The sequence below is a fragment of the Streptomyces sp. GD-15H genome (genome assembly GCF_045291515.1).
Lineage (GTDB): Bacteria > Actinomycetota > Actinomycetes > Streptomycetales > Streptomycetaceae > Streptomyces.
On record NZ_CP149447.1, the window covers coordinates 477668 to 489296 of the forward strand.

Here is an 11629-nt window from a genome sequence, read left to right on the forward strand (position 1 = left end):
TTCCCCTCGGGGGTCGGGTCAGGTCACGTCCTGGCTTCGTTCCCGCTCCTCGCCCCGGTCCTCCGGCAACGCCGTCTCGTCCTCCACGACGTGCACGGCGGCCTCTTCCGCGCCGGCAGCCCCCGCGTCGACTCCGACGTCCTCGGCGACGGTCTCCTTCGTGCTGTCGGCACGGACGCCCTAGTCCGGGGCGACCAGGCGTCCGGCGCGCTCGGTGCCGGCCTCCGGATCGACCGGTTCGCCCTCGCCCCCGGGGAGGTCGCCCACGTCGTCCCCGCCGGGTGCGGACGCGTCGGGCACTTCCTGGGCCAGCCGTTCGTCCAGGGTCTCACCGTCGTGTTGTTCGGCGGCCGTGGTGCCGTGCCGGGTCACGCCGAGCGGCTTCTCCGGCGGGGAGTGGCCCTCGTCCAGGATGTCGTCATAGGTCCGTTCGTCGACGGCGTCCTGCAGGTCGAGGGGCGCGGCGTCCTCCTGCTCCTCGTTGCCTCCGGTGGGCTGGTACACGTCGTCCGCCATCGGGTCGGTGCCCATGGTTTCCTCCCTGTCACGCTGTGTCGACTCGTTCCTCTCGGGTGTCGGATCCGCGTTTCCCGTTACGCGCAGCCCAACCCCGATTTTCGGCGTGCGGAGCCCTGCCGCGTCCCGGCGGCCCGGGCGTCACCCGGCGGCGTCCCGCCTGGGCGTCGGGGCGATGCGGACCTCGAGGTCGCTGATCCGGTGGACCGGCCAGGGCCGCGCGTAGTCGGGTGGGGTGCCGCCGGGGCCGGTGAGCGCGGCCACGGGGACCCGGTCCGCGGTGCGCAGGATCTCCGCCACCGTGGTGTTCTCGTTGTTCCCGCTGGTCTCGCCGGAGGAGCAGCCGGTGTAATAGCCGATGGGGATGGCTTCGTGGCCGGTGATCAGGCAGGGCGGGCGGACGCCGAGCCGGTGCAGTTCGCCGGCGGTGCGGGTCCAGTCCCGGCGGCTTTCGGTGTTGCGGTCGACGGTGCGCACCAGGACGGCCAGCTGCACCGCCAGATGGCCGGCCAGGGCGAGCGCGATCAGCGCCGCCGCGACCGGTCGCCATCTCCCGCCCGGTCGCCATCTCCCGCCCGGTCGCCACTTCCCGCCCGGCTTCCTGGCCAGGTGCCACAGTCCGTCGGCGAGGGGGATCGCGAGCAGGACGTAGGCGGGCTGGAGGAAGCGCGGTGCCGCGTACCCGATCATGAACAGGTAGGGGAGGGCGGCCGTGGTGGCGCAGGCCAGCGGCATCACGGTGCGCAGGACACGCCGGGCCCGTACGGCGACGACCAGCCCGACGACGGCGAGCAGGGGCAGGGCGAACCACCAGAGGGTGACCACCGGAGGGGGCATCGGCCCGGTGCAGGGACGGCACAGGCCGCGTCCGCCCAGACTGCGCAGCTGGTCGTCGACGGCTACGTGCCAGCCGAGCCCGCCCTGGATGCGGGAGGCCTCGGCCAGCCGCTCCCCCAGGCCGCCGTAGTCCGCGTAGGCTTCGGCCACCCATTCGACCGCTCCCGCCGCGAGACCCGCCGCCAGCGCGAGCAGAAGCCGCCAGTGCCGGCCGGCCAGGGCGAGGACGAACAGGGGGACCGTCACCCAGACGGCGTCGGTGGGCCGCATCCACGCCATCAGCGCGGCCCCCGCCACGACGCCCCACAACGCGCCGCGCGCCGAGCGGTCGGCGCGGTACCGCAGGAAAGAGCCGACCGTGATCAGGGCGCCGATCGCGACCCAGTGGTTGGGCATGGCCTGGGGGCCGTAGAAGAGGGTCACCCACAGGGAGGCGTAGAAGGCTCCGGCGGTGACCAGGACGCGGGTGGGGAACAGGCCGCGCCAGGTGCGCAGCGCCAGGTACAGGGCGAGGCCGGACAGCAGGGCGAGGTAGACGCGCAGCAGTGCGGTGGACGAGGACCAGGACGCGACGGGCGCCACCAGGAGAGAGACGCCGCGGGAGCGCGGGGCGCTGAAGAAGGCGGCCGGGTGGTGGGAGGTGACCTGGCTGACGTAGACGATCTCGTCCCAGCCGAGTCCCAGGTCCGGGCGGACGAGGACGAGTTGGGCGAGGGTGAAGACGGCGGCCAGGACCGCGAGCGGTGCGGTGCCGGCGGTCGGATGGAACACGCCCGGGAACGTGTGCGCGCGTCGCCGTCCTCCGGTGAGGAGAACACCGCTTCCGTCGGGCATCGTCCGTCCCTTACGTCCCTTGCTCCGGTGAGGTGCCGTCCCTGTGGGTCGACGCCCTCGCGAGGCATCGGCGTGCAAATACGGACAAATTAAACCGCAAGGGGCAGGTGCCTGGAGTGAGGTACGGCCGTTCGCCTCATTCCGTCCGTGGGGGCCGCCGCTCCCCCGGCTCTCCGAGGAGCTCGTCGAGGTCCGTCACGACCCGGTCGGCGCCGTGGGCGTACAGTGCGTCCGGCCGTCCGACGCGGTCCACGCCGACCACGTATCCGAAGTGACCGGCGCGGCCCGCGTCCATGCCGGCCAGCGCGTCCTCGAACACGGCGGCCCGGCCGGGAGGCACGCCGAGGTCCCGGGCGGCGGCAAGGAAGGTGTCGGGGCGCGGCTTGCCCGGGAGGCCGCGTTCGGCGGCGACCACGCCGTCGACGCGGACGTCGAAGAGGTGCTCGGCATCGATCGCGCGCAGCACGTCGAGGCAGTTGGCGCTGGCGGAGACGACAGCGGTGCGCAGCCGGCGGGCGCGGGCCGCCTCGATGTAACGCAGGGTGCTGTCGTAGGCGTCGACACCGCCGGTGCGGATCCGCTCCAGGAGCAGCTCGTTCTTGCGGTTGCCGAGCCCGTGCACGGTCGGGGCGTCGGGCGGGTCGCCTGGTTTCCCCTCGGGCAGTTCGATGGCGCGGGAGGCGAGGAAGGTGCGTACGCCGTCGGCACGCGGGCGGCCGTCGACGTACTCGTCGTAGTCGCCGGCGTCGAAGGGCCGGAAGCCGACGCCGTCCCGCTCGCGCAGGAAGGCGTCGAACATCTCCTTCCAGGCCGCCGCGTGGACGGTGGCCGTCCTGGTGATGACGCCGTCGAGATCGAAGAGGCAGGCCAGGATGTTCTCGGGCAGACCCAGATCCGTCATACCGGACACCTTCCCCGCTCGGCGGCGAACACGAGGATCGCGGGTGACACACTCGTCCGTGTGACGCCGACCTTCGACGATCTCCTCGGCCGCGCCCGCGCCCTCGGCCGGGACGGCCGACGCGCGATGCTCGGCATCGCCGGCGGTCCGGGCTCCGGCAAGTCCACGCTCGCCGGGCACTTGGTGCGGGAGTTGAACGGCACCGGGGAGCCGTGGGTCGCCCATGTCCCCATGGACGGCTTCCACCTCGCCGACGCCGAACTGGACCGGCTCGGCCGCCGGGACCGCAAGGGCGCCCCGGACACCTTCGACGCCGCCGGGTACGCGGAGCTGCTGCGGCGCCTGCGCGAGGAGGCGCACGACGACGTCGTGTACGCGCCCGGCTTCGAACGGGTGCTGGAGCAGCCGATCGCGGGTGCCGTGCCGGTGCCGCCGACGGCCCGGCTGGTGGTCACGGAGGGGAACTACCTGCTGCTGGAGACCGGTGCCTGGGCCCGGGTCCGGCCGCAGCTCGACGAGGTGTGGTTCTGCGAGCTGGACGAGGCGGAGCGGCTCCGCCGGCTGGTGGCCCGCCACGAGGAGTTCGGCAAGCGCCCTGACGAGGCAGTGGCCTGGGTCCTTCGCTCGGACCAGCCCAACGCCGAACTGATCGCCCCGACCCGGCACCGCGCCGACCTCGTGGTGCCTGCGTCCGCGGTGCCGCGCGTGGGCACCGGGGCATGAGCCCGTTGCTGCCCGGCGAGGCCGGTGACGTGGCCGTCTGAGGGCCGCGGTGATACTCGGCCGCGGGAGCGGCGCGGTTCCCGTCCGGCCCCTGGCGGGCAGTGGGCAGCCGCACGACGGATGCCACCGAGTTCTGTCGAGGTATTCGGGATACGGGCTCCGCCACCCCGTCGAAGTGGCCGGGCACGCCCCGGGCCGGCTCGGGCCGTCCACCGAGCTGCTCCCGATGGACGCGGCTCGGTCCGGTGGTTCATGCTCCGGCCCATGATTCGAATCGCCACCGTGCGCGACGTCCCCGAGGTCCGCGCGGTGATCCGCGAACTCGCCGCCTACGAGAAGGCCGCCGAGCAGGCCCGCGCCACCGAGGAGCAGCTGCGCGAGGCGCTGTTCGGCGCGCACCCCGCCGCGTCCGTCCTGATCGCCGAGGACGACGCCGACGGCCGGATCGCGGGCTTCGCCCTGTGATTCCCGCGTTTCTCCACCTGGACCGGCACCCGGGGGACGTATCTGGAGGACCTCTTCGTACGCCCGCACACCCGGGGCGCCGGGCATGGCAAGGCACTGCTGGCCGCCCACGCGGCGATCTGCCGGGAGAACGGTTGCGAGCGCTTCGAGTGGGTGGTGCTGGACTGGAACGAGCCGGCGATCGGCTTCTACCTGTCGCTCGGGGCGGATTTCCTGGACGACTGGACGGTGTGCCGGCTGAGCGGCACCCCGCTGGCGAACCTCGCCGCTCACGCGCCGGACGTCGTGCGGCGCACTCCCTGACGGTCACCGGGCGCACCCCGGGTCCGCCCGAAGGAGCGGCGCGACCCGCCGGCCATTTGGCACCCGTCCGGGGTGCGGCGGTGCGAGAGTGGGGCGGTGCGAGAGTGTGGCGGCATAAGTCGTCTTTCGGTGGGGCGCGGGCAACAGCGGGCGTTGCTCGGCGGGGGTGAGCGGGGCGCTGTGCCGGCGGTGGCGGCCGTGGTCCGCTCGGCCGGCCGGGGCGGCGGTGGCTGGTTGCTGTGTTGACGGTGCTGCTGCTCGGGCAGATGGCCGTCGCGATGGTGACCACCGCCGTGCGGCAGACGCCGACGATCGACGAGCCGGTGTACGTGGGCACGGCCGCCGTGTATCTGGAGGAGCACAGCCTGCGGTACAACCCCGAGCATCCACCGCTCGGGAAGCTGGCGGTCGCCGTCGGGGTCGCGGTCGCGGATCCGCACCTCGCTCCCGGCTTCCGCGGCAGCCAGGGCGAGTTGGGACGGCATCTGCTGTACGAGTCGGGCAACGACCCGTGGCGGCTGATGCTGTGGGCCCGTCTTCCGGTGATCGCGCTGACGCTGCTGTTCGGGCTCGTGGTGTTCGCCTTCGCCCGCGAACTCACCGGTGACGCGGGCGCTTTGGTCGCGCTCGCGCTGTACTGCCTCTCCCCCGACGTGATCGCCCACGGTTCCCTGGCGACGCTCGACGTGCCGGCCGCCGGGTTCGTCCTGACCTCGGTGTGGCTGCTGTGGCGGGCCCGGCTGCGGCCACGGCTCCATCTGCCGCTCGCCGGTGCGGCGTTGGGGGCTGCGCTGGCGACGAAGATGAGCACCCTGCCCGTGATTCCGGTGGTGTTGGCGCTCGCCGCGGTGTCCGTCCGGTACGCGTCCAAGGGCGCGGCGGGGCGCAGGCTGCTGCGGGCGCTCGCCGGTTGCGTGGTCGTCGGGCTGGTCGCGGTCGCCGTCGTCTGGGCCAGTTATCTGGCCGTCGATCCACGACTGCGCTGGGCTCCGCAGCAGGTGCCCGTGGTGCACGGACTGCGGGGCTTGGCGGTGGAGTTGATGCCGTTCCCAGAGCCGTACCGGGACGGCGTGCGCATCCAGTTCGCCTTCGAGAACCGCCCCTGGGAGGGCTTCCTCTTCGGCAGGTTCTACACCGGCTCCCTCTGGTACTACCTGCCGGCCGCGCTGCTGGTGAAAACGCCGCTCGGCGCGCTCGCGCTGTGGGCTGCCGGAACCGCCGTGGTGGTGGCGGTGCGACGGCTGCGGCCCGCGGCGTCCTACCTGCTGGCGGCCCCGGCGGTGCTGCTGACCGCCGCCATGTGCGGCAGCCGGGACTTCGGCACCCGGTACGCCCTGTTCCTGCCGATGCTCCTCGCGGTGGCGGCGGGGTGCCTGGTCGTGGTGCGCCGATGGTGGGTGCCGGTGGTCGCCGCGGTGCTGGTGGCGTTCGTCGCGGCCGGCTCGCTGCGGGCGTATCCGTACTATCTGCCGTACTCCAACGAGGCCTTCGGCGGCCCGGCGAAGACGCGGCTGCGGCTGCACGACTCCAATGTGGACTGGGGCCAGGATCTCGGCCGGCTCGCCGACCGGCTGCGCGAGCGGTACCGGGGTGAGCGGATCTGGCTGGTGTACAAGGGCAGCGGGGTGCCGTCGTACTACGGCATCCGTGCCGCCGACCCGCTCCGGGTGCCGCCGGGCCGGGTGCACGGGGTGCTGGCCGTGTCGGACTCGGCGGCGGCCAAGGCGACCGGCAGGCTGGCCGAGTTGATCGACAGCAGCCGCCCGGTCGACGACGTCGGGCACTCGATCACGGTCTACCGGCGGTGACACGGCCCCGACCCCGGATGCGACGGCGTCGGTCCCAGCAGTTGCCGGCGGGGGCGCTGATCCCTACCGCCGTGCCTGCCGGAAGCCGTCGGCCCGGACGTGCGGCATCACGCTGCTCGCCACGCGGTAGCGGCCGTTGGGCACCTCGCGGGCCCTGCCCACATGCACGGTGAGCGGCCCCGCCCACTCGTAGCCGTGGCGCGCGGCGTGGCGGACCAGGCTGTCGGTGAGCGCCTGTCCCACGTGGCTGTCGCGGCGCGTGAGTTCCTCGTGCACCGGGTCGGCGAGCTCCACGTCGTAGGCGTTGGGGACCATCACCCGATCGGCCCGGCACACCACGGCGTTGCTGTCGCACTCGCGCCGCAGGGCGTCGACGACTTCGACCGGCTCCCGGTCGAACACCCGCGCCCGCAGCGCCTCCCAACGGTTTTCCAGAGCCTCTTCCAGCGCGCTCAGGGCGCTCATGGGTTCACCTGTCCAAAATGTCGTCGCGTCGGGGAGGAGCGGAGATTCTCAGACCGGCCCACGGGCCTGTCGTCGAAGTCGTCGGGCGTGTCTCGGCCTCCTCCAGCGCCTCGCGCAGGGTGCGGCCGGTGGCGCGGGACGATCATGACTCTGCTCCTCGCATGTCTTGCGGGGTTCTCGCTCTGCTCCGCTGAGGCGGCGGGTTCCCGCGGGACGCGGACATATCCCTGCGGAAGCCTGCCGATGCGCTCCCGTCGGCAGGCCTGTTCGCCCTCACGCGTGAGCTAAATTGAACGTTCGTGGGAGACGAAGGAGGCGCCCCGGTGCCATCGCCGCAGCAGGCACGCGCCCAGGCGTCCGCGATCACCTCGAGGAAGGCGGGCCAGGACACCGAGGCGTCCCCGACGTCCCAACTCCGCACGCTGTTCGACCGGCCCCGGCTGTCCCGGGGCAGCGGCGCATCGCCCAGTACCTGATCGAGCACATCACCGAGGCGGCGTTCCTGTCGATCACGGACCTCGCCGAGCGGGTCGGGGTGAGCCAGCCCTCGGTGACCCGATTCGCCTCTGCCGTCGGGTTCAGCGGTTACCCCGCGCTGCGGGAAAAGCTCCAGGCGATCGCCCTCGGCACACTCCCCGGCGGGTCGGCGGAGGAGTGCCGGGGCAACGAGTTGCAGGCGGCGGTGGACGCCGAGATCGAGAACCTGGAGAACCTGCGGCGGGACCTCGCCGACGCCGACCGGGTCATCGAGATCGGCCGCACACTGTCCGCGTCCGCTCCGCTGACCGTGCTCGGGCTGCGCATCTCCGTCTCGCTGGCCGAGTACTTCGCCTACGCCGCCCGCCGTATCCACCCGGACGTCCGGCTGGTGACGCGGGGCGGCAGCGTGGCCTACGACGCGCTCCTGCAGTCGCGGGAGGCCGGCGGCACCTGGGTGCTGGCGTTCTCCCTGCCCCGGCACGCCCAGGAGACCCTGACGGCGATGCGGGTCGCCCGGGGTGCCGGGCTGAAGGTCGCGCTGATCACCGATCTGGCGCTGGGGCCCCTCGCCGACGAAGCCGACGCCACCTTCGCCACCGGCACCGGGTCGCGCCTGGTGTTCGACTCCTACGCCGCTCCGGGCGTGATGTGCGCGGCGCTGCTCCAGGCCATGACGGACGCGGACCCGGAGCGGACCCAGACCCGGCTCGAGGAGTACGAACAGCTCGCGGACCAGCACCAGTTCTTCCTCAGGGACTGAGCGGCGACCGATCACCGACCCCTCGCCGCGGGCCACGGACGTGCACGGCCGGCACGCGGACCTTCCCTATCAGAGCACGCATGAATGTTTTCATACGCCTTGCAAACCAGATGGCATATATAAATACTGCTGACGGATCGCGACGCATCCATTCCGGACCGCGCCCCGTATCCCGAACGCCCGGGGCCGCCGGGTCCCACCCGCTCCGACGGCCAGGTGTTCGGCCGGGCAGTCCCTGCCCGGCCGCCCGTGGCGGCCCCGGTCGTCCCCGGCTCGGGGCCGCGCCACCCCGTCGTGCACCCCCTACGACGCCGCACACCCGGAAGCGATGATCATGACCGTGACGTCCACGCGCCTCAGCAGTCCGGACTGGCCCTGCCAGGTCAAGGCACCCGGCAGCTACGACTGGGAACGCTCGGCGGCCAAGTGGCTGCGCGAGCTGGTGCCGGCGCGCTACGCGAGCTATCCCGCGTTCATCCGGCACCCCGTCCTGCTGGCCCGGCACGCCCAGATCCAGGTCGAGCACGAGATCCGGGTGGCGCGCACCGCCCTGCAGACCGCACGGGCCGACCTGCCCCGGCTGGGCCTGCACGAAGGGGTCATCGAGCACACGATCAAGCTGTACGCGGCCGAGGTCATGCAGTTGCAGCACATCGCGCGCAGCGTGCGCGCGGTCAACCGGGCCCTGAGGGAAGCGGGCCGCTGACCACGACGGGACGTGCGGGTCCGGCGTCACCCGGTACGCGACTCCAGCGCGAGGCGGGTGTCGTCACCGTAGACGCCGGTCTCGTCGCCCTGGATGCCGTACCAGAGCTGGAATCGGGCGACGGCCGCCGTCAGGGTGGCGTCGTAGCGGCCGCTGGTGGCGCCGTCGCGGTAGACGTCCGGGATGCGCAGGAGCCGTTCCTGGAGTTCGGTCACCTCGGGGCCGGAATCGCCCTCGCTGAGGAATCCGGGGCCGGCCGGGCCGGCTCGGGTGGCGTGGCGGGCGTGCTCACCGGAGGGCTCGCGGAGGGGTGGGGGCCGGGAGCGACGCGGTCGTCGGCGTTCCGGTCGAGGAACAGGACCGCGCCGCCGAAACCGAGCACCGCCGCCGCGGCCACGGCGATCGCCACAGCGGCACGCCGCGTCACCGGTCCGTGTGCGGGACTCTGCGCAGGGCTGTGCACCGGGCCGGACCCGGGCGACGGTGGCCGGTCGGCCTCCTCGGGGACAACCGGCGGGAGCTCCTGCGTCTCGTCCTCCGCACCGCTCGACGGCCGGGGCAGGGTGACGGACTCGTAGTCCCCGCGCTCCTCCCGTTCGAACTCCCGGAACATCTCCGCGAGCGCGTCCGTGCGGCGCGGGCGCAGGACGCGGACGGGTTCCAGGGGCGGGCCGTCGTGCGGCTGCCCCGGGTCGGACGGCGTCGGCATGCTGCTCTCCTTCCGTCCCGTATCTCTTGCTGTGGGCGGCGCCGCCCACAGCAAGAGATACGGGACGGAAGTGGCGGAGGTTCAGCCCGCGGCGCGCAGAAAGCGGTGCAGGGAGGCCGTCATGGCGGACACGAACGTCTCCCGGGACGCCTCGTCCAGGGCGTCGAGGGACAGGTACGGGTTGAGGTCCTCCAGCTCGACCAGCAGCAGTTCGCCGTCCGGGGCGCGGCAGGCGTCGACCCGCTGGATGCCGTGGTCGAGGGTGTTCCATTCGACGAACCGCCGGGCGAACTCCAGATCGTCCGGGGTTGCCTGGTACGGCTCCAAGTGCCAGCGCCGGTCGGTGTGCGGGGCGTACAGGGCGTACTGGAAGTCGTGGTCGACGAAGTAGAAGGAGACCTCGTAGGCGAAGTCGATGTGCGGCTGCACCAGGACGCTGCCGTCGACGAGGTCCCCCACGGCGTTCCGGTCGACGATGCGCAGTCCCAGGGAGTCGGCGCCGAGCCTGGGTTTGACCACGTACCGGTCCGTCGGGGGCAGCCGGTCGAGGTCCTCCGCCCGGTCGACGGTGGGGATCACCGGGCGGCCGGCGGCGCTCAGTTCGAGCAGGTACCGCTTGCCGGCCATGTCGCCCCGGCCGGTGAGCGGGTTGTAGACCGGTGTGCCGGTCTCCGTGGCCCGTTCACGGAAGGCCTGGTGGGCGTCCAGGTACGACAGCACGGGGCCGCTGTTGCGGACCACGACGGCGTCGAAGCCGTCCAGCAACGCGGCGGCGTCCCGCGGATGGCACAGCGCCAGGTCGAAGTCCGCGCGCAGCCGGGAGGTGAGGAAGACGTCCTCCTCGCCGTAGCGGCGCCCACGGGCCGGGTAGGCCAGGTCGGTGACGTACAGGAGGCGGGGGCGGGCTTGGACGCGGGGGCGCGCGGGTGCCATGCGGGACTCCTCGGGGACGACGGCACCCTGATCATATGAACGGCACCAGGTCCTCGGTACGGCGCGGGGCGCACCGGGCACGTCCGCATACAGAGATTATGGTACCGAGTGCCTTTACGAGTGGCACTGAGTGCCATACCCTGTGGCCGTGCGCGGTGGCACGACAGACCGGGCACGGGCGTGCCGGGCGACCGCGCACGCGGGATTCCGGCCGAGTGCAGGGAGTTGACCAGCGTGTATCACCACTCAGGAAGCGTGACTCAGCAGGCAGCCGGCTCCGCGACGGGTCTGCTCGAATCCCAGAGCAGCACCTCCGCGTCCATCGAGGCCATGACCTTCCAGCGGTGCACCTGGTGCGGCACCGCCATGTACCAGCGGCTGCTGTGCCCCGTCTGCCAGGGCAGCGACCTGCGCACGGAGCGCAGCACGGGCGTCGGAATGGTCCGCCACTCCACGGTGGTGCACCGCAACACGCCGGCGGCCCGGAATGTGTCCCTGATCGAGATGGCCGAGGGCTTCGTCGTACGCGGCCGGGTCATGGGCCCGCCCATCGGCATCCACGGCGGCGACCGGGTGCGGCTGTCCACGGCCAAGGACCCCGTACGGGGCGAACCGGTCTTCCAGTTGGTCGACGAGCCCTACCGCGCCTGGACCTGACGCCCCACCGGGCACCGTTCAGAACCGTTCAGGCAGTCGGGGTGATGCGGATTCCGACGGTGCCGTCCCGGCCCCGGCGCAGGCGGCTGCCGAGCAGCGTCAGCCGCCCCGTCAGACCGTACTTGCGGGCGATCAGCTCGCGGTAGCGGGCGGTGGTGGCCCGATCGCAGATCTCCGCGGTGGCCGGGAGCTGGTCGCCGGTCGGGTTGCCCCGTATGTCGCAGGGGCCGACCAGGACGTCGGCGCGGGCGCGGATGCGCTTCACCTTCCAGGAGTCGGCGACGGTCCAGACCCCGAGCGCGTCCCCGTCCCGCACCACCCATACCGGGGTGGCCACCGGTGTTCCGTTGCGCCGGTAGCTGGTGACCAGCAGGTACTTTCCCGCTCCGAGACGCTCCACCAACGTGTCACCCATACCCGGCAGTATAGGACCTGCCCACGCATTCCCTCACCGCCTCGCCTGGGCGGCCGGCCGACATGCCCGGCCGACACGGCCGACGCATTCGGATCACGTCGGCGGTGAACACGAAGG

General features: G+C 72.6%; 9 protein-coding genes and 4 pseudogenes. 6 read left to right on the forward strand and 7 right to left on the reverse strand.

Going from position 1 to position 11629, the window contains the following annotated elements:
* Positions 1-18 precede the first annotated feature (18 nt).
* The 3 genes and pseudogenes from WJ438_RS02315 to WJ438_RS02325 form a co-directional block, all read right to left on the reverse strand.
* A pseudogene (locus WJ438_RS02315) lies at positions 19-531 on the reverse strand (DUF5709 domain-containing protein).
* 126 nt (positions 532-657) lie between these two features.
* Positions 658-2187 (reverse strand): hypothetical protein, encoded by a 1530-nt coding sequence (locus WJ438_RS02320; RefSeq protein ID WP_406723738.1) that lies wholly within the window; start codon positions 2185-2187, stop codon positions 658-660.
* A 136-nt stretch (positions 2188-2323) separates the two neighbouring features.
* Positions 2324-3088, reverse strand: a complete 765-nt coding sequence (locus WJ438_RS02325; RefSeq protein ID WP_406723739.1) for a beta-phosphoglucomutase family hydrolase — start codon at positions 3086-3088, stop codon at positions 2324-2326.
* 60 nt (positions 3089-3148) lie between these two features.
* On the opposite strand from WJ438_RS02325, the gene WJ438_RS02330 reads away from it, so the two are divergent.
* The 3 genes and pseudogenes from WJ438_RS02330 to WJ438_RS02340 all read left to right on the forward strand — a co-directional run bounded on the left by WJ438_RS02330 (position 3149) and on the right by WJ438_RS02340 (position 6387).
* Positions 3149-3811 carry a nucleoside/nucleotide kinase family protein gene (locus WJ438_RS02330; RefSeq protein WP_406723740.1) on the forward strand — a complete coding sequence of 221 codons (663 nt, stop codon included), beginning with the start codon at positions 3149-3151 and terminating at the stop codon, positions 3809-3811.
* Between the two features lie 264 nt (positions 3812-4075).
* Positions 4076-4579, forward strand: a pseudogene (locus tag WJ438_RS02335) (N-acetyltransferase family protein).
* A 266-nt stretch (positions 4580-4845) separates the two neighbouring features.
* Positions 4846-6387, forward strand: coding sequence for an ArnT family glycosyltransferase (locus WJ438_RS02340; protein WP_406729565.1), 1542 nt, complete (start codon positions 4846-4848; stop codon positions 6385-6387).
* A 63-nt stretch (positions 6388-6450) separates the two neighbouring features.
* Here WJ438_RS02340 and WJ438_RS02345 read toward each other — a convergent pair whose 3' ends face one another.
* Positions 6451-6852 (reverse strand): DUF3662 domain-containing protein, encoded by a 402-nt coding sequence (locus WJ438_RS02345; protein WP_406723741.1) that lies wholly within the window; start codon positions 6850-6852, stop codon positions 6451-6453.
* A 323-nt stretch (positions 6853-7175) separates the two neighbouring features.
* Here WJ438_RS02345 and WJ438_RS02350 point away from each other — a divergent pair.
* Positions 7176-8092: pseudogene (locus WJ438_RS02350) on the forward strand (MurR/RpiR family transcriptional regulator).
* A gap of 328 nt (positions 8093-8420) precedes the next feature.
* Positions 8421-8798, forward strand: coding sequence for a hypothetical protein (locus WJ438_RS02355; RefSeq protein WP_406723742.1), 378 nt, complete (start codon positions 8421-8423; stop codon positions 8796-8798).
* A 26-nt stretch (positions 8799-8824) separates the two neighbouring features.
* On the opposite strand, the pseudogene WJ438_RS02360 reads toward WJ438_RS02355, so the two are convergent.
* Together WJ438_RS02360 and WJ438_RS02365 are read right to left on the reverse strand one after the other, a co-directional pair.
* Positions 8825-9507 (reverse strand): annotated as a pseudogene (locus tag WJ438_RS02360) (peptidoglycan-binding protein).
* Between the two features lie 81 nt (positions 9508-9588).
* Complete coding sequence (locus WJ438_RS02365; protein ID WP_406723743.1) at positions 9589-10440, reverse strand: hypothetical protein; 852 nt, start codon at positions 10438-10440, stop codon at positions 9589-9591.
* A gap of 234 nt (positions 10441-10674) precedes the next feature.
* On the opposite strand from WJ438_RS02365, the gene WJ438_RS02370 reads away from it, so the two are divergent.
* On the forward strand, positions 10675-11097 hold the full coding sequence (locus WJ438_RS02370) for a Zn-ribbon domain-containing OB-fold protein (protein ID WP_406723744.1): 423 nt from the start codon (positions 10675-10677) through the stop codon (positions 11095-11097).
* Between the two features lie 28 nt (positions 11098-11125).
* Here WJ438_RS02370 and WJ438_RS02375 read toward each other — a convergent pair whose 3' ends face one another.
* Complete coding sequence (locus WJ438_RS02375; protein ID WP_406723745.1) at positions 11126-11512, reverse strand: PPOX class F420-dependent oxidoreductase; 387 nt, start codon at positions 11510-11512, stop codon at positions 11126-11128.
* Positions 11513-11629 lie beyond the last annotated feature (117 nt).

Bases quoted from the DNA above. Each gene is read 5' to 3' on its own strand.
- WJ438_RS02325 (WP_406723739.1), bottom strand. From the start codon at position 3,088: ATGACGGATCTGGGTCTGCCCGAGAACATCCTGGCCTGCCTCTTCGAT.
- WJ438_RS02340 (WP_406729565.1), top strand. From the start codon at position 4,846: ATGGCCGTCGCGATGGTGACCACCGCCGTGCGGCAGACGCCGACGATC.
- WJ438_RS02365 (WP_406723743.1), bottom strand. From the start codon at position 10,440: ATGGCACCCGCGCGCCCCCGCGTCCAAGCCCGCCCCCGCCTCCTGTAC.
- WJ438_RS02375 (WP_406723745.1), bottom strand. From the start codon at position 11,512: ATGGGTGACACGTTGGTGGAGCGTCTCGGAGCGGGAAAGTACCTGCTG.
- WJ438_RS02355 (WP_406723742.1), top strand. From the start codon at position 8,421: ATGATCATGACCGTGACGTCCACGCGCCTCAGCAGTCCGGACTGGCCC.
- WJ438_RS02345 (WP_406723741.1), bottom strand. From the start codon at position 6,852: ATGAGCGCCCTGAGCGCGCTGGAAGAGGCTCTGGAAAACCGTTGGGAG.
- WJ438_RS02320 (WP_406723738.1), bottom strand. From the start codon at position 2,187: ATGCCCGACGGAAGCGGTGTTCTCCTCACCGGAGGACGGCGACGCGCG.